General features: G+C 59.2%; 16 protein-coding genes. 6 read left to right on the plus strand and 10 right to left on the minus strand.

Annotated features, from left to right (window positions below):
- Nucleotides 1–354 precede the first annotated feature (354 nt).
- Entirely contained in the window at nt 355–1248 is an 894-nt protein-coding gene (locus Mal15_RS01550) for a hypothetical protein (protein ID WP_147866134.1), read from the plus strand.
- A 133-nt stretch (nt 1249–1381) separates the two neighbouring features.
- Here the strand turns inward: Mal15_RS01550 and Mal15_RS01555 are convergent, their stop codons facing one another.
- From Mal15_RS01555 to Mal15_RS01565, 3 genes are all read right to left on the minus strand, one after another.
- Nucleotides 1382–2587 carry a nucleoside monophosphate kinase gene (locus Mal15_RS01555; RefSeq protein WP_199773796.1) on the minus strand — a complete coding sequence of 402 codons (1206 nt, stop codon included), beginning with the start codon at nt 2585–2587 and terminating at the stop codon, nt 1382–1384.
- Nucleotides 2588–2653: 66 nt separating this feature from the next.
- On the minus strand, nt 2654–3340 hold the full coding sequence (locus tag Mal15_RS01560; protein WP_147866136.1) for a DUF2461 domain-containing protein: 687 nt from the start codon (nt 3338–3340) through the stop codon (nt 2654–2656).
- A gap of 258 nt (nt 3341–3598) precedes the next feature.
- A complete protein-coding gene (locus Mal15_RS01565) occupies nt 3599–4687 on the minus strand; it encodes a hypothetical protein (protein ID WP_147866137.1) in 1089 nt (362 codons plus the stop codon).
- Nucleotides 4688–4963: 276 nt separating this feature from the next.
- On the opposite strand from Mal15_RS01565, the gene Mal15_RS01570 reads away from it, so the two are divergent.
- Both Mal15_RS01570 and Mal15_RS01575 read left to right on the plus strand, forming a co-directional pair.
- The gene (locus Mal15_RS01570; RefSeq protein WP_147866138.1) at nt 4964–6160 is read left to right on the plus strand and encodes a phosphoglycerate kinase; all 1197 of its coding nucleotides are present in this window, start codon (nt 4964–4966) and stop codon (nt 6158–6160) included.
- 516 nt (nt 6161–6676) lie between these two features.
- Complete coding sequence (locus Mal15_RS01575; RefSeq protein WP_147866139.1) at nt 6677–9415, plus strand: MGH1-like glycoside hydrolase domain-containing protein; 2739 nt, start codon at nt 6677–6679, stop codon at nt 9413–9415.
- A gap of 126 nt (nt 9416–9541) precedes the next feature.
- Here Mal15_RS01575 and Mal15_RS01580 read toward each other — a convergent pair whose 3' ends face one another.
- Nucleotides 9542–9958, minus strand: a complete 417-nt coding sequence (locus Mal15_RS01580) for a secondary thiamine-phosphate synthase enzyme YjbQ (RefSeq protein WP_147866140.1) — start codon at nt 9956–9958, stop codon at nt 9542–9544.
- A 563-nt stretch (nt 9959–10521) separates the two neighbouring features.
- Between Mal15_RS01580 and Mal15_RS01585 the strand changes: the two genes are divergently transcribed.
- Nucleotides 10522–10746: a hypothetical protein gene (locus Mal15_RS01585; RefSeq protein WP_147866141.1), complete on the plus strand. Its 225-nt coding sequence runs from the start codon at nt 10522–10524 to the stop codon at nt 10744–10746.
- A gap of 281 nt (nt 10747–11027) precedes the next feature.
- On the opposite strand, the gene Mal15_RS01590 is transcribed toward Mal15_RS01585, so the two are convergent.
- The 5 genes from Mal15_RS01590 to Mal15_RS01610 all read right to left on the minus strand — a co-directional run bounded on the left by Mal15_RS01590 (nt 11028) and on the right by Mal15_RS01610 (nt 18019).
- On the minus strand, nt 11028–11612 hold the full coding sequence (locus tag Mal15_RS01590; RefSeq protein WP_147866142.1) for an LURP-one-related/scramblase family protein: 585 nt from the start codon (nt 11610–11612) through the stop codon (nt 11028–11030).
- Between the two features lie 333 nt (nt 11613–11945).
- Nucleotides 11946–12347, minus strand: coding sequence for a DUF3467 domain-containing protein (locus Mal15_RS01595; RefSeq protein ID WP_147866143.1), 402 nt, complete (start codon nt 12345–12347; stop codon nt 11946–11948).
- Nucleotides 12348–12634: 287 nt separating this feature from the next.
- A complete protein-coding gene (locus Mal15_RS01600) occupies nt 12635–14878 on the minus strand; it encodes an HlyD family efflux transporter periplasmic adaptor subunit (protein ID WP_233903226.1) in 2244 nt (747 codons plus the stop codon).
- Nucleotides 14879–14957: 79 nt separating this feature from the next.
- Nucleotides 14958–15914 (minus strand): efflux RND transporter periplasmic adaptor subunit, encoded by a 957-nt coding sequence (locus Mal15_RS01605; RefSeq protein ID WP_167546576.1) that lies wholly within the window; start codon nt 15912–15914, stop codon nt 14958–14960.
- A gap of 53 nt (nt 15915–15967) precedes the next feature.
- On the minus strand, nt 15968–18019 hold the full coding sequence (locus Mal15_RS01610; protein ID WP_147866145.1) for an efflux RND transporter periplasmic adaptor subunit: 2052 nt from the start codon (nt 18017–18019) through the stop codon (nt 15968–15970).
- A gap of 189 nt (nt 18020–18208) precedes the next feature.
- Here Mal15_RS01610 and Mal15_RS34480 point away from each other — a divergent pair, with 189 nt between their 5' ends.
- Nucleotides 18209–18739, plus strand: coding sequence for a hypothetical protein (locus tag Mal15_RS34480; protein ID WP_233903227.1), 531 nt, complete (start codon nt 18209–18211; stop codon nt 18737–18739).
- Nucleotides 18740–18760: 21 nt separating this feature from the next.
- Nucleotides 18761–19366 (plus strand): DinB family protein, encoded by a 606-nt coding sequence (locus Mal15_RS01620; RefSeq protein ID WP_233903228.1) that lies wholly within the window; start codon nt 18761–18763, stop codon nt 19364–19366.
- 200 nt (nt 19367–19566) lie between these two features.
- Here Mal15_RS01620 and mscL read toward each other — a convergent pair whose 3' ends face one another.
- Nucleotides 19567–20097, minus strand: coding sequence for a large conductance mechanosensitive channel protein MscL (gene mscL, locus Mal15_RS01625; RefSeq protein ID WP_147866146.1), 531 nt, complete (start codon nt 20095–20097; stop codon nt 19567–19569).
- Nucleotides 20098–20211 lie beyond the last annotated feature (114 nt).

Here is a 20211-nt window from a genome sequence, read left to right on the forward strand (position 1 = left end):
GCGCTGATCGGTCGCTGCAGGTGAGCCGATTTCGCTCGGCGATCCCAAAAACTCAATCGGAGCAAAGCGCAGGGACGGTCAGCGAACCACATCTGGGCACGTTCGGCATGAACGTCGCTAGTCGGAACAGGCCCCGCTGGTACACGTTCAGAACGGGCACCGGCCTGCCGGGGGGATCCCGGAAGACTTTGCAAGATAAAGACGCGTCGTCTATACTGCCCCCGGCACGGCAACACGATACACCAAGTCAATCGCCCGAATCACCTTTAACGTGAACGTGCTTGACTCCCTTTGGGCACCCTGTCAGGAAGCGCGTCACTTCGCGTCAGGCTTCAAATTCGCATCCGCAAATCCTTGAACCGTTCAATGCCACGATCAGTATTCCACTTGCCAGTCGCGATCCAACTTGCTTCGTTGGTCATCGCGTTCACCGCCAATTCTTGTCTCGCCGACGAGACGGATTCCGAAGCATCATGGCGACTGCTGTTCGATTCGATTTCTCGTAAGTATCAGCTTCTGCGCGAGGCTGATTCCGACGACGCATCCAGGCTGCAACTCGCTGAAGGCCCGGTTTACGTGTGGGGACGTCCCCAGTCGCAAGGATCAACTTACGGGGCCGTTTATGTGTGGACTCACAAGGGATCCGCCGAAGCGGTGGCATGCTTGTGGCGATATGTGAACCCCGGCGGACAGCGTGCCATCGTGCACGAACTCCATTCTTTGTCTCCGGTAAAGATTCGCTCCGAAGGAGATTTTGATACATGGCGAACTCATTCCGGCGCAAGCCTGCTGCCGATCGCTGGGTCAGACGGCCAGGTATCGGAGAGGCCTGTGGCGCGACTCCAACAAATGCGGACCATCGGTCGCAACTTTGCCCTGGATTCGGTATCAGCGTCCGGTGATCGAGTTCATCTGAGACTGCTTCCCCAGCCTTTTTATCGAACTCAAAGCACGGATCCATCCATTTTGGATGGCGCGCTGTTTGCTTTCGTTTGCTCCGTTGGCACGGATCCTGAAGCGTTTTTGCAACTCACAGCGATTCAGACCGATGATGGGCCACGGTGGCATTGGTCATTGGCCCGCTTTTCCCATCACAATCTGTACGCCAGCTACAAAGGCCGAGACGTCTGGGCTTCGGAGCGCGACGTCAACAATCCGATGTCGCACAATGCAGACCATACTTACTGGATGATCAGCCAGCCCTTTCAGCCTTCAATGCTCGAGGCGTTGGAAGCGCGGGAAAAGTGATTCCGATGGAACGAATGAACAAAATCAAATCGGGCGGAAGAAGAGTCGTCGTATTGCCGCTCCTACGGTTTTGGCGATTGAGTGAACGCCACCGATTGCAGGATTAAGAAATCCTGCGATAGCGACGTCGCTGCTAGCCGCGGCGGATTTCGCTGCCTTTGAAATACAGCGCGATTCGATACACCTTTTTTTGACGGCAGGTGATCTTGCCGGTTTCCAGGTTGACTTTTTCGGGGATGGCCCGGCGGCGGACGTCGATCATCGCGTGGTAACCGCGTTCGGAAAAGATGTCGATCAACATCTGCAGCGCCAGCGGGTTGTCCAAGATTTCGTCTTCGCTGCTGATCGTCGCGCGGCCGGAGATGGCGTGCCGCAAGATGATCGGCACCAGCTTGGCTTCGATCAATTCGACGACGGCATGGAAGATTTCTCCGTGATCGTATTCGTAGGCATCCAGTCGACTGACCAGATCACGGCGCGCGTGTTGGATGATGTCACTGGCCAGCGGGATGTCGCCGATCGCATGGAACGTTCTCGGGTCCAGCTCCAGCGAACTCTGGTATTCCAGTTCGTTGAGAATGTTCTCCTGGACGACGACCAGATCGGCTTGGGCGTTGATGAAGTGAAAGTGAAAGATCTGTTTGAGCGAGACGAGGGCGTCGTACGTCTTTTCCTTGAACACGCGATACCGGTTTCTCGCCAGCGCCTCGTTGAAGTCGGTGGCGCGTTCTTCCCACAGTTCGCCGATCCCGCTGCGGGCAACCTCTTCGTTGTGAGCGATGACTTGGCGACCGCGGTAGAGTTGACGTCTGACGCTCTCGGATTCGTCGACGAACAGCACCATGATGTGAAACACCGGCGGTTTCATCTGCACCAGGTGCGGGTTGTCGATCAGCTCACGACGGAGCGCTTTCATGCGGTCGTAAAGTGCCTTCAGGCATTCGACTTGGACCTTGGTGCGAGGAAAACCGTCCAGGATCGCGCCGTTTTGGTACTCCGGTTCCAACAGCTTGCGGAACACCAGTGAGACGACTTCGCGGTCGCCGACCATGCCGCCACGGGCTTTGATCTGTTGCGCTTCGGGGGTGCTGAGCAACTCGCTGACCACGATCGGTTCGGCGGTGATGTCACGGACCTGGCGGATGAAGTCGGTGTTGGTGCCCTTGCCGGCACCGGGGGCTCCGCCCAGCAGGATCAATTCGGTGGGGAAGCGAAGGTTCAGTTTCCCCTTTTCGAATTCCAACTCTTTCCAGACGGAATTGAAGATCAATTGCGCGTCTTTGACCTCAAGATCGGCCGGCGGATTCGGCTTGGGTTCGGGATCAGCAGCAGGGTTCACGATGCAAGGGTCTGGGCTGGGCGGAACGGACGAGGAATCGGCAGGGTATAGGTTAGCACGCTCGGATCAATACGGCACGTCGATCGAATCGCATAAGAAACGCATCAAGGGTTTGGCCTGTTTGACCCGCGCGACGATCAAATCCACGATCGCGTCGCCGGTCAATTCCGCCTCACTCAGCGGCGCGATCGCGATGAAATCCTTGCGGCGCAAATCATCGATCAGCGGATGATCCTTGGGGTAATCGCGGGGTGCCGTTTTCAGACTTTCGCCGACGAATTGATAGTCCGCCCGAAAGGTCTTGTTGTCGCGGGCGCGTTTCCAGGCTTTCGGGTCGGCGTCGATGGCGGCCCGGATCGACGAGAGCACCGTGCTATCGGGCCGCCAGCTGCCGGCCCCGATGAAGCACTCACGCGGCTCCAGATGCAAGTAGATGCCGGGGGCGTGAATGTCCTTGCCCGCCTGATGGCGAAACGAAATCCCGACGTTGGTCTTGTAAGGGTCCTTGTTCTTACTGAATCGGGTGTCACGGTAAATCCGCATGATCGAACCGTTGTGCGCCTTGGGGACGACATGCAGCATCGGGGCGCAACGTGCGAGCGGTTTTTCCAGCCGTGCGACCAATTCGACCGCCGGCCCCAGCACGTCTTGCTGGTACAGGTGCTTGTGCTCGGCGAACCAGTCGCGATCGTTGTTCTGTTTCAACTTGCGAAGAAACGAGAAAAGCGATTTGGGAAGAATGCCGTGACTCATACAGACCACCGGTGAGGGGGGAGACGTCGCATCGTGGGATCGCGCAGGACCCTCACGCAGGGCCGAACCGGCTGGTGTCAAGCGCCTCTCAGCCGTCTGGCGCCTGCCCATTGCCACCCACGTTATGAGCCGGCGGCGCTAGCCGCGGGCCTTGGATTGCCCTTCGAGACTTGTAAGGCCCGAGGCTAGCGCCTGCGGCTCAGTTTGTGATCGAAAGTGGAATACGATGCTCAGCGCCGCAGGATAGGATCGACGGCGCTAACGTTGCGTCGGGGTGATCCCGCGGTCTTGCACGAGTTTGGCTGCCGGCGTCGTGTTTGCCAAGTGTCTCTGGGACACGTGGATGATTGTGCGGGCGAATTCGGCCCGGGTGGCTGCGTCGATTTGCGGCATCCGATCGACCATCTCCAACATGCCCTCGGGGTTTTTCTCGCAGGCTTGGGAGACCTGGCTGATGAAGCTGGCGGTTTCGATGAAGTTGTGGTCCGCCGATTTTCCGATCAACCCGCCCAGCGAACGGGCGATGATGTCGGCGCCCAGGCTTTCGAATTTGATGTAGCAATCCAACGTGCCGGTGACGGTGGTCGATCCGTCCGCGGCGGCCGCGTAGGTGCTTTTGAAGACGAACACGCCCTTGCCGAGAATCGGTTTTTGGACGAATTTGCCGTCGTATATCCCGTCGGCCAGGAAAACGTGCAGGTTGCGATCACCGTACAGCAAGTCGATTTGGCACGTCGTCCCGCTGCCGTCGACCGCGTCCAGACGGTAAGGGCCCACGCGTGTCGCCTGGACCTTGGTGATCCCCATCAGGTCCCAGATGCCGATGATCGCTTCGGGGTGTCGGGTCAGAAACAGAAACAGTTCTTCGTCGCAGCGAATCGCTTGGGTGGGCAGACGGCGGAAAAGTGTCGGTTTTTCCGTCACCGCGGCGAGCTTTTCTTTCGCGTGCTCGGTCAGACGCTCCATCGGCAGGGCGCTGAGCAATTCATTCTGGCGTGATGACGTCCCACCGGGCTTTCCGCCCAACAGCGACCGCAACCCGAACAGATCGGGATGGGACGAGGGGGCGTCTCGGTCGCCGTCTTCGTCAGCCGAGTGGTCGTGGGCGGACGAGTGAGTGTGGGTGGTCGAGCGGTAGCGTGATTTGCCGGCCGGACCTTCGGCGGCGCAGGGCGAAGTGGCGAGCGTCCAACAGGCGACCAAGACGCAAAACATCCCTGAGACGCACAACGTCCCGGAGGCATGCGGCCGCGAGGCGGACGGTCCGGAGACGTGCCAAAGGCCCGCGATCGTGTGTCCCCTCGTCTTGGCCACCAAAATCCCTGCGTCGTATTCGGAACGCGTCATGTGTCGGTGCGCGTCGTCTGTCGGATTTGGGGCCGCGCCGGCCACCATCCCACCGGTTAGGATTCGGCGATTGGCGGTCTGGGAGTTGAGTCAAAACCGGCGCGCCTGCCCGGCCGGGCCTTTTGACGTTCGTCGGGTTCGGCCAAACGTCAACGATTTCCACATTCTTCCTCGAATTCGTTCAAGTTGCCGGGACTCGACACTGCACAGCGGATCTCGATAATCGCATCCCAGCGATGCTGAATACTCTCCACCCCTCACACACCCGAACGACCGATGGCGAAGAAAACGATTGATCAAGTTGACGTGGCAGGCAAAACCGTGCTGATGCGAGTCGACTTCAACGTCCCCCTCGATGACACACAAACGATCACCGATGATCGACGAATCCGAATGGCTTTGCCAAGCATCAAGAGCGTGGTCGATCGCGGCGGCAAGCTGATTCTGATGAGCCACCTCGGTCGCCCGAAGGGAGATCCGTCGGACGCCGGCAAGTTTTCACTCGCCCCGACCGCCAAACGGCTCGGCGAATTGTTGGGCAAGTCGGTCGCGTTCTCCAGCGACACCGTGGGTGACGATGCGTCGGCCAAAGCCGCGGCGCTTGCCGACGGCGACGTGCTGGTGCTGGAAAACCTGCGGTTCAACGACGGTGAAAAGAAAGGCGACGCCGAATTCGCTGGCAAACTGGCCGCGATGGCCGACGTGTACTGCAACGACGCCTTCGGAACCTGCCACCGCAAAGACGCCTCGATGGTCGCGGTCCCCGAAGCGATGGAAGGCAAACCACGCGTCGTCGGACACCTGGTCGCCAAGGAAATTCAATACCTGAGCGACGCGATCGCCAACCCCCAGCGGCCCTTCGTGGCGATCCTGGGCGGGGCGAAAGTCAGCGACAAGATCAACGTGATCAACAATCTGCTGGGCATCTGCGACTATGTGCTGATCGGCGGTGCGATGGCCTACACGTTCTCGTTGGCCCAAGGCGGCGCGATCGGCAACTCGCTGGTCGAAAAAGACAAGGTCGATTTGGCGAAGGAACTGATCGCCAAGGGCGGCGACAAACTGGTGCTGCCGGTCGACACCCACTGCGGCGATGATTTCGGTGACCCCGAAGGATGCAACAAGGAAGTCGTCGCGTCGGGCGAAATCAAAGACGGATTTGAGGGCATGGACATCGGACCGGCGACCAGCGTCAAGTACGCCGAGATCCTGACCTCGGCCAAGACCATCGTCTGGAACGGCCCGATGGGCGTGTTCGAAAAGCCGCCGTTTGACGCCGGGACCAAGGCCGTCGCCCAAGCGGTCGCCGACAGCGATTCGATCAGCATCATCGGCGGCGGCGACAGCGCGGCCGCCGTCGACCAGCTCGGGTTCGCCGACAAGGTCAGCCACGTCAGCACCGGTGGCGGCGCCAGTTTGGCGATGCTCGAGGGCCAGTCGTTCGCCGCGGTCGACCTGCTGGACGAGGCGTAGGGCGAGGGGGCGTAGGGCGAGGGGGCCTAAGGCGAAGGGCGGCGTTGACGTACGAGTTCAAGGGTGCCACCCTGCCAGCCTCGTTCCCAGGCTCCGCCTTGGAACGCACTGCAGGTGTGGCTCCTGCCGCACCAACCGCGTGCAACCAGAGGCGGAGCCTCTGGAAACTTCCGTTCAACGCAAGTCACGTTTATTCACGCTGGCTCCCCTCGCCCCGCTTCGGGGAGAGGGGCCGGGGAGGGGGGCCGGGCACTCGAGCAGTTTCAGGCGTCCTCTCAACAGCTTCTGTCAGACCGCTTGCCCCTTCATCCCCAGCCCTTCTCCCCTGCAAGTCCGGGCGAGAAGGGTGTCATGGTAACTTGTGTAGATACTTATGCCGTGGTAGGGAGAGTTGAGGCGATCGATGGTCCTCAAGTGACTCTGTCCCACAGCGAACCCTCTCCGTGTGGTCGGCTCGATTGACGATCGCATCACCGTCTGCCATCCACCCCTCTTGACCACACGGATCCGCTGCCCATGACCGCCGAAGATCGCCGCCTGCAAGAAAGCGCCCAACGACTTCAAAACTGGCAGCGTTGGGGGCCGTATCTGTCGGAGCGACAATGGGGGACGGTCCGCGAAGATTACAGCGACGGTGGCGATGCGACCTGGAGCTATTTCCCCCACGATCACGCGCGTAGCCGGGCGTACCGCTGGGGTGAAGACGGGCTGCTGGGGATCACCGACCGCGAAGGCCGGCTGTGCTTTTCGGTCGCGTTGTGGAACGGCCGCGACCCGATTCTCAAAGAACGCCTGTTCGGCGTGACCGGCCCGGAAGGCAACCATGGCGAAGATGTCAAAGAGTGTTATTACTATCTCGACAGCACTCCGACGCACAGCTACATGCGGGCGTTGTACAAGTACCCGCATGCCATCTTTCCTTACGACGAATTGGTCGACGTTTCACGCAGCCGTGGACGTACCGAGCCGGAATACGAACTGACCGACACCGGCGTCTTTGACCAATCCCGTTACTTCGACGTCGAAGTCGAATACGCCAAGTCCGGTCCCGACGACATCCTGATCCGGTTGAACATCACCAACCGTGGGCCCCAGCCGGCGGTGCTGCACGTCTTGCCCCAGCTGTTCTTCCGCAACACGTGGACGTGGCAATGCACCGACGAAGGTTGCACCACACGGCCGACGATGAAACTGGTCGGCGACGTCGTCAAAACGTTTCACGAGACGCTTAACGAGTTCTGGTTTGCCTGTGATTGCATGGGCACCCCGGAGACCTGGGCGTGGCTGTTCACCGACAACGAGACCAACGCCGTTCGGCACCCCGATCTGGCATCGGAATCCGACTACTACAAGGACGCGTTTCACCAGTTCGTCGTCAAGGGTGAGGTCAGCACGGTCAATCCGGATCAACGGGGCACCAAGTGCGCCGCCTATGGACTGGATCTGGTGTTACCCGGCGTGACCAAGACGATCAAGATGCGATTGTCCAGCACCGAGGAATCGATCGTCACGAAGGACTGCGGCGGCGACATCAAACGCTACTCGGCTCTGGCATTGGGCGAGTCCTTTGACTCGATGTTCGAGCAGCGAAAAACGGAGGCGGATGAGTTCTACGCCACCCGCATCCCCGATTCGGTTCCCGAGTGCCGGCGTCCGGTAATCCGCCAGGCCTACGCCGGGCTGCTGTGGACCAAGCAGTTCTATCATTACGTGGTCCGCACCTGGCTGGATGGTGACCCCAACGGTCCGGCCATCAGCGACGCACGGCGGCTCGGACGCAACAGCGAATGGCGTCACCTGTTCAACCGCGACGTGATTTCGATGCCCGACAAGTGGGAGTACCCTTGGTACGCCGCCTGGGACTTGGCGTTTCACATGGTTCCGATGGCGCACCTGGATTACGGATTCGCCAGGGACCAGATGATCCTGTTCCTGCGCGAATGGTACATGCATCCCAACGGCCAAATCCCGGCCTATGAATGGCACCTCGATGACGTCAATCCGCCGGTCCACGCCTGGGGCGTGTGGCAGGTTTACAAGGCCAGCGGCCCGCCGCACCAGAGAGACAAACTGTTTCTGGCCCGGGCGTTTCAAAAGTTACTGCTGAACTTCACCTGGTGGGTCAACCGCAAGGACCCGCGTGGCAAGAACATTTTTTCCGGCGGGTTTCTGGGGCTGGACAACATCGGGGTCTTTGATCGCAGCAAACCGCTGCCGCGAGGTCATTTGGAGCAAGCCGACGGGACGGCTTGGATGGCGTTTTACTGTGGCACGATGCTGCGGATGGCGATCGAGTTGGCCGACAAGAATGAAGCCTACGGCGACATGGCCAGCAAGTTCTTTGAGCACTACATCGCCATCGCCGAAGCGATGAACAGCATGGACGGTTCGGGGTTGTGGGACGAATCCGAAGGCTTCTATTACGACCATCTGTTCGTCGACGGCCAATCGATTCCGATCCGCGTGCGGTCACTGGTCGGATTGCTGCCGCTGACCACCGGTGTGATTCTGGAAGAAGAGGTCATCGACAAGCTGCCGGGTTTCAAGAAACGGATGAAATGGTTCCTGAACAGCCGCCCCGATCTGACGCAACACATGACGTACATGGAGGGCGAGGATCCCGAGGAGACGACGATCACTCGCCGCTTGTTGGCGATCCCCAGCGAAGATCGCTTTCGACGTTTGCTGAGCGTGATGCTGGACGAAACGGAGTTCTTGTCACCCTATGGCATTCGCAGCATGTCGGCCGCCCACGGCGCCGAGCCATTCGTGTTCGATTTCGGCGGCCAGCACCACGAAGTCCAGTACGTGCCCGGGGAGAGCGAGAGCGGGATGTTCGGCGGCAACAGCAATTGGCGCGGACCGATCTGGTTCCCGATGAATTACCTGATCATCCAGTCGCTGAAACGTTACCACGCCTTCTACGGCGAATCCTTCCAGGTCGAATGTCCGACCGGCAGCGGGAACCGTATGACGCTGATGGAAGTCGCCCGAGAATTGGAGGACCGCTGCATTTCGCTGTTCGAGTGCGATGAGACGGGGGCCCGCCCGTCGCATGGCGAGGAATCGTGTTACAGCGACGATCCGGCTTGGAAAGACCTGATTCTGTTCTACGAGTACTTCCACGCCGACAACGGAAAAGGGCTCGGGGCGAGCCACCAAACCGGTTGGACGGCGCTGGTGGCGTCGATGATCCGCAGTCAGGCCGACGTGCCCAAGCATCTTGGCGAGACCCTGATCCCCGGACGCGGTTGACGCGCCGCTTGGGGACGAAATGCATCGTAACTCGCCGTGCGAACGTAGCTACCTTCGCCAGAAGGTGGATCCCCAGCGAATACCACGCTCTGGCGAGCGTAGCTACGTCAACGTGGCGCTGTCCAGCTACAGCCCGGTCAGGGTCAGCACGAGTCGGCGGGAGCCGCCGTGGTTGCGGTGTTCGCACAGGTAGATGCCCTGCCAGGATCCCAACAGCAACCGGCCGCCGCCGATCGGGATCTGGACGCTGGCCCCCATCATGCTGGCTTTGACGTGGGCCGGCATGTCGTCGCGGCCCTCCAGGGTGTGAACGTAGGGCAAGGTTTCCGGGACCGCATGGTTCATCGCCGTTTCGAAGTCGGTCCGAACATCCGGGTCCGCGTTTTCATTGATGGTCAACGAAGCGCTGGTGTGTTGGATAAAGACATGCAGCATGCCGGTCTGCACGGTGGCGATCTCGGGCACACAGTCCACGACTTCGTCGGTCACCAAATGGAATCCGCGGGGCCGCGCCGAAAGTGTCAAAGTTCGCTGAACCCACATGCCTTGCCTCACCGTTGCGAAATAGTCGAACCGAAAAAAGTGCGACAAAGAAAAAAACGGATTTTTTTTCGACCGCGATCGGATCTGAAACCTAGCGATTGTGCCCCGTTTTCTCGGGGGCGGCAAGGTGACACCACCCGCGGATGCACTTTTGTTGTCGCGCCCCCATTGACGGCTTGCAGGTGAACTGTTTCACCGCGGCGTGCGGACTATGTTAAGATCCGCCCCCTTGGATCGCAAAGGGACGATGAACCCGGATTCGGGTCCCGCTTGATGGCCGATCAGCCGGCGGGGATCGTCGTCTGTGGGAACCCGAAAATCGTTGCGGACGGCCTCTATCGGGTACACCCCGGAGGTTCGGAACCACCCGACAATTTTCTTGACTCCCGTCTACCAACGTTAATAATCCCCTCGTCCCAGCCCGACTTGCGCGGAAAAACGCGCGAGGGCAGCGAGCGAACATTCACCATACATGTGGGTCGGAAAGGTCCGACGCGCGACAAATGTTCAGGCCTGACGGCCGAACCCTTACTAACATTTTTGAGCGGAACCCTATGAAAGACATGACGCGTTGTAAGAACGTTTTCGAAGCCATCCTTCGTTACGGTCACGATGAAGATTTCGTGCCCCATGAAGACGATCGATTCTCGCCGACCGACGCGCCGGCGGGAAGCCCGGAGAAGATTGAAGTACTGCGAAGCCGAGTGGAGCGTGGCCAGCCGTTGTGGCACAACACCGACCGCGTCGATTACAGCGGCCTGACCGGCGCCATCCGCCCCCGCGAGTAGAATCGCACGTCGCGGGCCTGTCAGCAGGCCAGAATCGCAACAACCGACCCAGAGACCCCGTGAGTGTCATGCTCGCGGGGTTTTTTCGTGCGGTTGCATTAGGTATCGGAATTCGCAAACGGGTCGTTGATCGATTCGACCTCAAGCCCCCATGCCAGCCCGACGCGTGAGCGAGGGGCCCGCGAGCGAGGGTCCACTGGGCGTCCCTCGCTCACGCGTCGGGCTGGCACCATTGCGCTTGGCGGATCGCCGAAAGCCTAGCCGGCTTCCGCTACGGTCCCTTATCCCCGACGCCGTTCCAACAGCACCAGCATCAGCAGTGCCATCAGCGAGCGCAGCTCGTCGTCTTCGGGCATGTCGTTGATCTTTTCGATGACGTACTTGCCTTCGAACACCGCCGGTTTTTTGATCAATTTCAGCAGCGGCGTCCCGTCGGGGCGGGAGACGATGTAGGTGGGGTTGAGCAAGTAGACGGCGAGCAGGCCCAGGATCGGGATCTCGCCGAGGATACTCTCGAGGACCTTTTTCATCGGGCTCTCTTCGTGGATCTCCATGTCGATTTCGCCGTCTTGCATCACCTGATAGTGCGCCGCCCACAACGATCGCATCCCCTTGCGGCGGACCGATCCCCAGGGATTGCCGGCCGCGTCGGTGAAGCTGTAGTTGGCCGAGAAATCCAACACCTTGTCGGCTTCGATTCGAAAGATCAGTTGCGATTGTTTCTCATCGTTGTAGATCTCGACCTTCTCTTTCAGCTTGAACATCTTTTGTTTGATGAACATCAACACGTTGCCGCCGGCGTCGGTGGCAACGATCCGCTGGCCGAACGTCAGGAGTTTGAAGCTGAGCTGAAGAGGGTACTGCATGGGATCGGGCTCAAACGAGAAGAACGGGGGAACGTCATGAGGAGTGGCGCGAGGCGTCAGCAACGGAATCGTAGTCTACCGCAACTCAATCTGCGAATTTGCCAAGGCGTTCCGACTGTCGCCGTGTTCTCCGAACTCGGCGCACACGCGAATGCGAAGCATTGCCCGCGCCGACCTCGGAGAGGACGGCGACTGTCCAGCCCAATCGAAAACGAAGCCGCGGTGGGCTACTTGTTGTAACCGATGGGACGCAAAAAAACCGCGTGCCGGAATCTGACGGCACGCGGTTTACAAAATTTCTGGGCCACGGCGAATGAGTCGCCGACGACGCGACTACTCGGCTGCGGGAGCCGGTGCAGATTGCTGCTGGGGCGCCGACTGTTGCTGTTGCGCCAATCCGGGACGGACACGCTTGTTGATGTCGGTTTCCAGAACGCCGAAGACGGCTTCGTGACGAGCGATCGACATCTGCAAGGCAGCCAGCAGACGCTTGGCCGTGTAGAAGTTGACGATGATGCGTTGCTTGACTTCGATCGGCTCCTTCGGAACACCGATCGGCTGCGGGTTCAGACCGAAGTCGACGATCAACTCTTCCGGTGATCCGGTCACGCGGCAGAAGTTGGCGTACGTCGCCATCGTGTTGTTGTCGTTGACCTGAACTTGCACGGGCTGTTGCGTCTGCGCTTGTTCGGCGGGCGGTGCTGCTGCTTCAGGTTTTTTGGTTTCATCAGCCATCGATGAAAATTCTCCACTCGGGGTTAGGGTCGCGATCGTGATCCGACGATTGGAGGCAGATCGCTGAAAAAGGGGAAAGGTCGATTCTGGGGTCGGCTATCACCGATCGCGACACCGCGAGGTTTCATCCTAACGATCACGATTGGCTACGGAAACCGACCCGCAAGGGAAATTCAATTCACGCTTGTTGCAATGAGTTAAGTAGAGGCAAAGTACGTGGACTAGGAAAAACGGAGGTTTAAATAGGGAAAAGGGAGCAAGCGGGCAAAACAGATTGCATCACCGATTCAAAACTCAAAATTGAAGGTCTTTGCGATCACGCGCCAGAGCCGTTGCCCAAGCGATTTCTTGTCGACGTGGACCTTGGCACTGCCGCGATAGCCGGGGCGGAGCGGCAGGTCCGTGGCATCGGTTTCCAAGGGAACGCGGGCCTGGTAGGTGACGCTGCGCGGTTTGACCTGGCCGGTGGCGGGATCGATTTCGGTCTGCAGATCGCTGCCGGTCTGGCTGGACATAGACGTCGACGTCATCCGCAGCGGTTCGCGAGACTTTTCGCTGATTGTTCCGGAAAACGTTTCCAGTCGTCGCGAGTCGAGCTTCATGTCGACCGCTTGTCCCTCGCGAACCAGTTGGACGTCGCCTTGATCGATCGCCAAAATCGCTTCGAAGTCGTCGGCGTTGCCGATTTCGCATAGCAAGTCGTCGGAGGTCAGCATCGCGCCTCGGTTGCACAGTTCCAACGGAGACCCGGACCAGGAGGGCAATTGGCCGTCGTCACCTTCGCGCTCGGGACGCCGCGGCGGCGGAATGACGTAGCCGGAAATCGGCGCCGTGATCGTCAGACGGTCGATCTCGACTTGTGTTTTTTTCTTCAGTTCGGTGATCGAGTCCAGGATTTCTTGCTGTGTCTCGAGCTGAGCGGCAAGCGATCGATCCGAGAAAACCCGGTCGCCCAGTTTCTCCAGTTGAACCCTGGCGACGGCCTCCTCGATCTCCAGATCCTTCATCCGCATCTCAAGGTCCGGATTCTTCAGCACCGCGATCGTGTCGCCGACCTGGACGACTTGGCCCGGTGAGACCGTTTCGACGATTTGGCCGACACTGCCCGCGTAGACGCGGCCTGCTTCGGTCGGTCGAATTTCGAAGGCACAGTCGATATGGTGCGGAAGCTTGATGAAGCACACCGCGGCAATGATCAATGAGACGACCGACAGGGTGACCATCACATTAAAACGTTTCACTTTCGAAAGTCTCCCAGGAGTTCGACAGAACTTCCATGTTTGAATCACGGGCTGAGCGACCAGTCCCGAAAAACCGATCACCGCGACCATCCGGCCGATCACTTCCAAGCCATAGGGTTCGAGCACTTTGATGACGAACCAACAGATGGAGAACACGACGACCCAACGATAGATCACGCTGGCGATGGTGAAGAGTGCAAAATAGACGCGCCCCCGCGTCGGCAAAAACGGATCGTCTTGCAGTTCCAACCCCAAACACGTTTTCTGGAACCAGCGTTTCAGGACCTCGGTGCTCTTTTGACGAAGGTTGGGGATCTCCAACATGTCCATCAAAATGTAATAACCGTCGAACCGCAGCAGCGGGTTCCCGTTGACCAACACGGTGCTGACGACGTTCAAGAACATCATGTTCAGACACAGGTCGTTGATCGTCGTTCCCGATTCGGTCAAAAACCACACGAAGGCGGCGATCGAGGCCAGGATCATTTCGACGTAAATCCCGCCGGCACCGATCCAGACCCGCTTCCATTTGTTCGGCAGCATCCATGAATCGGAGACGTTGCAATACAGGCAGGGTGTGAAGACCAACAGCATGAAACCGATCTCGTGACACTCGCCGCCGAACTTTTTACAGCTCAGCCCGTGCCCGAATTCGTGCAACACTTTGACGATCGCCATCGTCGCGGCCAGGATCAGCCAACGGTCGGCGGCAAAGAACTGTTGGAACGTCGGCAGCCGCGAATAGACCGTTTCATATTGTGTCGCCAACATCAGCGACGCGGTCAGAAACAGCCCGATGAAAAACAGCAGTGCCGGGACGGTGAACATCCAGCCGAACCACGGCAGGATCGCGTTCAAGATGCGTTCGGGGTCGAAGCCGCGAAACCGCAGGGCGAAGACGTTGGCCATCTTGCCCATCATTTCTTTGTTCTTTTTCTTTCGCCCGCGATGACGCAGTGCCTTTCCCTGGCCGGGCGAATTGCTGATCACCAACCCGCTGCGGTGCAGCATGCCGATGAATTGTTGCAGGTCGCCGAAGGTGATCTTTTGGGGAGCGAATCGCTGTTCGAATCCGTCCTTGATCTGCTGCAAACTGACGTGCCCATCGAGCATGTTCAGGATGAAGTACTCCTCGTCATGGAAACGGAAGTACTGCAGCCCGACGGGTTCTTTCAGCACCCAGTAGCCGGTCCCTTGGTAGCGATGTCGACTGGCCGTCAAATCAGGACGTTTGCGCACCGTGAGCGGGCGCGACGAACTGCTGACGAGTGATTCGGCAAGTGTGGCCATCTATTTCGACAATACACCCAAAAGAACGAACGCGAATCTCAAGCCTGGAACTTGAGACCTGAGACCTGAGACCTGTCCCCTAAAACAACCCGCCGGCCGCCGGCGGCATGATTTGCATCGTCGCCCGCATCCCGGGCTTGATCAACCAATCGTCACCGTCGCGTTGATTGGGGACTTTGACCCAAATACGATGCCGCTTGTTGAGGTCAAGTTCCATGCTGACGTAGTCGATTTTTCCGACGAAGGTCTGGATGACCGGATTGGTGCTTGTGCCACCGACAGTGATTTCGACTTTCACGTCAGCGCCTTTTTGGATTTGACCGGCGTAGCGAAATGCGTCGATGAACCCTTCGACGCGAACGAAATCCATTTGCACCAGTTCGACGATCGGGCTGCCCGGTTGGACCCATTCACCGAGTTGGGCGAAGCGGTTTTCGACATACGCGTCGAATTCGGCGCGGATGGTTCGCATCTCGATGTCGGATTGGGCAAGCTTCGTGCCAACCTTCTTGGCGACATACTCGGCCATCGCGGTGTTTTCGTTCAGGTCGGCCAGTTCGATACGCAGAATCGCACGATCGGCTTCGGCCTGCTTCTTGAGCATTTCAAATTGCGGTGCGGCGCCTTTGGCATACAGGTCGCGATAGGCGGCCGCTTCTTGGCGGGCGATCACTTCGCTTTGCACCGCATCGCGTTTGTTGACGTCGTTTTGCGCGTTCAGTTTGGCGACCAGTTCCTCAGCCTCTTTCAATTCCAATGCCAATCGTGCTTGTTGGTCATCGACGATCGCGATGACATCCCCTTTCTTGATCGACATGCCTTCTTCGACGGACAACTGTGTCAGCTTGCCCTGCGACTCCGAGGGCACCTTGGTCTTGTTGATGAACCGCACCATGCAGTTTTCCACCAAGATGCCCGCATCGCTGTCGATGGAGGGTTGGCCGGCGGATTGGGCACCTGCCGGTGCGACGTGAACGGCGATGGCCATCACGCTGCCGAGCAACGTGCCGAAAAAGAATGCGTTTCGTTTAAACATGGATGTCGGTGGTCTGTGGTTGAGTAGCCGAGCAGATGATTGGCGGGAGCGGATCAGAAGAAGAACTTGCAAAGCCATTCCCAGATCTCGTGGAAAAAGACGAAGCCGCTGGAGGCCCGCCCACAGTGAACCTTGGCGATCACCGATGCACCCGGGCTGGGTTTCAGCTCACGCAACGGTTGTTGATCCGGCAACGCCTCCATCGGGATGACCGCGCCGTGTTCCTCGTGCGCTTCGGCACGCGGCGAGATGTTGCCCATCGGCAACGTGGCGTCCAGCGGATCCATCGTCGGATCGGTCGCCAAAATGTAGGTCACTTTCAGCGACTCGGATTCTTGGGTTTCTTTGACATACAAATCCAAGTGGCCTTCGCGTTTTTCGGGCAATTCCAACTTCAGCGAGTAGGGCTGCGTCAGATCCGCAACCTCCAGCAACACCTGCCCGGTCATGATCGGGCGGCTGCGTAGCGTTTCTTCGACATCCCAGGTCGTCACGACACCGTCGATCGGGGCGCGGATGATCAACTGGGCTTCCCGCTCGCGTTGCAGTTTGAGCTTTTGCTGTAGCGACGCGAGCTTGGTTTCCAGTTCGAACTCCTGCCCTTGCAACGCGGTTCGATCGGCAGGTTCCAGTTGGCCGAATTGTTGTGCTTTGACCTTCCGCAGTTCGGCCAGCGTGCTGCGCAGTTGGCCTTCCAGTTCTTCCAACTGGATCGCGATTTCGGGGTTGCGCAGCCGGACCAGTTCTTGGCCCTTGGTGACGACACTGTTTCGTTGCACCAAGACATCGATGACTTCACCATCGATCGCCGCGAACACCTGTCGGCGGACGGTCGGTTCCAAGTTGCCTTCGGCGGACAGGTTGAAGTCTTTCTTGATGAAGGTCAGGCCGAGGATCACCGCCAAAACCAATGCGGCGATGCCGATCGTTTTGGGCAGCGTTCGGGCCCGCAGGATCCAGGTCGCCCGTCCGAGTGCTCGCCAGATCGGCATCAGGAACAGGTTGCTGTGCGATTGTGAATTGGCGATCGCCCGCGTCCCGTGTTCGTAGACCAGGTCACAGCGTTGCCGGAAGATCTGTTCGGGGATGTCGGTTTCGATTTGTTCGACGATCAACGCGCCGATGACTTCGCCGCGGTGCGCGTCGTCGCGGTCGATCTCGCCGGCCGCACCGGTGTCTTCCTCTGCACCGAGCTTGCGTTGCGGCTCACGCAACGGCAGCACGGCGATGTTTCGGCCGTACGACTGATCGACGTAATCTTCCAAGGCTTCTTCGATTTGCGGCGGCAAATCTTCGGTCGCCCCGTCGTGGTACAACGGCTCGCCGGCCGCACAAACGCGGGTCGCCAGCTTATTGAGTGCTGCGACGATGTTCGAACGGTTTTCGATCGTGTCCTGCCCGCTGATCGCCTCGACTTTGCACTTGCCGCCCTTCTTGATCGCGATGCTGACGCGGTCGCAACCGATCAGCCGGCGGCCTTCATTGGCGACGACATAGGCGGTTTCTTTCAAGTCCAATGATTCGTGCGCCGCACGCGCGAACGCATCGGCTTGCTGCCACAGCGTTTGACGGTCGCCGAGCGTTTGCAGCTTTTGGCTACGCAACCACTCCGCAGCCAGCGAACACATCTGTTCGAGAAACCGCAAGTAACCACGCTGCGTTTCCGGGGCCGTGTCGGGCCGCTGGAACACTTCGATCAAACCGTCCTTGTGACCGTCGTGGGCGAGCGCCCCGAGCACCAATAGATAACGTGTCGGGTTGCCCTCGGCGTCGCCGTCGGTCGTGCCGCTGTACGGCGGGACCAGCACCGACTGGCCTGCATTGGCCGCCCGACTGATCAGCCGCGAGTGACGCACGGCGTCGTCGGTATCGGACGCCAAGACGGACGGCTCGGCGTTGATCTGGTACTGCAGCTTGAGATGCTTGTCGTCGTCGAGCAACCAAATTGCACCGCCGGCCGCGGCCAGCGCGGTGATGATCCGGCTGAGAAGCTCCGGATAGAACTCCTCCGCGGTCGCGCCGCTTTTGGCGAGCGCCGCAATCTCGTTCACCAAGCCGCGGATCTGCGCCTTGGTTTCTTCAACGGTTTGCTGGTTAACCGACATGGATCAGGAGAGCCCTGCAATGAAAAAGGACAAAGGGGATGGAGTCAGGCGACAGTAGTAAATCTTAGGAGCCGTTTCCATGTTGACCTGAACGATGCGACATGAATGGCCGCCGCGGGGGGCGTCATGTACCGGTTTTGGCGATTCGGCTCGACATCATATACAGTTTGTATATGATTGTCTACCGATATGAATGCACCTCAACGACGCCCCAGCTCCGATCCATTGCTCAATCCCCCGCCAGACCAGCCGGACGGCGATCCTGTCGCGGATGAATCGTCGACGAAAAACAGTTCTTCGGAGGGTGGTGGTGCTGCCCTGGAGGGGGTTTCTGCGGTTGCCCCCCAGCATGCGGCGGCCTTGCTGGCCGAGCTGAAGCGGGAGATGAACCGGTTGCAGCGCGAAATCCGGCTGGCGATCCAGGCCCAGTTGGGCCGGATGGCCGGGCAATCGCTGGGGAGCATCGAGGCGAACCGCGAATTGGCCCGGTCGATCCAAGAAATGCTCGACGCCCACGGGTTACGGGTGCGTTGCACGCATTGCGGGAACCCGGCGATTTTGCGGGTCTCGCCGCGTTCGGGGGCCGCTGCGGGGGTGTTTGTGTTCGACCACACGATCGACGGTCGTCGCACGTTCCACGGGGGGAGGATCCAAATGCCGGAGATCCGGTTGGTTGCCAAACCGGCGCGCAAACCGCGGGGCGAGAAGAAGGCCGGCTAGTCGTCTACCCGTGATTCGAGGATGGACGAAGCATCTGTATTGATGTGTTATCATCGCGGCATGAGCCAAACCGAAGACCAATCCGCGTCGGCGTCAATCGAAACCTTGCCATCGCCGCAGTCGGCCGCAGAAATGCTGACCGCCGCGATCGGACAGATCCGATTCGCCCGCAATTACACGCTTGAATTACTCGACGCCACGCCGAAAGAGCATTGGTGGACGATCCCCGATGGCTTGCCGACCAACATCGCCTGGCAGGTGGGGCATCTGACAGTCAGCCAGTACGGATTGCTGATGTTCCGAATTCGCGGGCGGCAAAGCGAAGACTTGGAGTTGATCCCGGGTCGGTTTCGCAAGGCGTACGGTCGCGGGTCGACGCCCAAGTCGACTGCCGATGGGCAACCGAGTGCGGACGAACTGCTGGAGCGTCTCGGCCGGGTCTATGAGTCGGGGCTGAAGGTACTCGAATCGGTTTCGCCGGACGTGCTACTCGAACCGATCGACATGCCCTATGCGGCTTACCCGGTCAAGTTAGGCGCGATTCTGTTTTGCCCGCTGCACGAGCACATTCACGCCGGGCAGATCGGTTTGATTCGCCGAGCGCTGGGATTGGACCCGGTGCGTTAAGGCCCCGGTCGTGACGGTAGCGGACGGCTTGTGGGGTCGATCAGTGCGACAAGAATCAGTGCGACAAGAGTTCGCGCGAAGGATCCCAGCCCGACGCGTCAGCGAGGGGCCAGGCGGCGCCCCTCGCTGACGCGTCGGGCTGGCATGGTCGGCTCCGATTCGGAATATCGAATTGATCAATGTGAGCCGTGAACGCAGCACTAATGCGATCCAGCCAAACTGCCGTCTTGTTGCACCGGCGGCAGGGCCGGCAGTTCGGAGGTGCAGTTCGGGCAGCGGCTTGCTCGATAGGCGATCGTCGTTCGGCAAAAATCACACTTCTTTTCTTTCGGTTCGTCTTCGGGCGGTTTGTCGCCGAATGCTTCATCGAGCTTTTCGTCCATGCGATTGACCACGCGGATGATGATGAACATTGCGATGGCCACGATCAGTAGCGAAAGGCAGTTGTTGAAGAACTGGCCGTAGTTGATCGTGACGGCGCCGGCCTCCTGGGCGGCCTGCAGTGTTTGAAATCCGTTCTCGGGCTCCGAGACTCCCTCCGGAACGTCCAGGACAAGAAACAGATCTGAAAAATCTGCGTTGCCGGTCAGCAATCCGATCGGTGGCATGATGATATCGCTGACCATCGACTTCACGACGGTCGTAAACGCGGCACCGACCGTAAAGCCGATCGCCAAATCGATCATGTTGCCGCGGAGGGCAAACTTCTTGAAATCCTCGACCAAGCTCATTTTGATGCCTTCGACGGTTGAAAGGTTGTCAATGCACGCGTGTCACACAGCCCTCACGCAATCAGTATGCCAATCTCGAAAAGCCTAGATGCACACACCGCCGTTGGATCAAAT

Origin of the sequence: Stieleria maiorica (genome assembly GCF_008035925.1) — a bacterium.
GTDB lineage: Bacteria > Planctomycetota > Planctomycetia > Pirellulales > Pirellulaceae > Stieleria > Stieleria maiorica.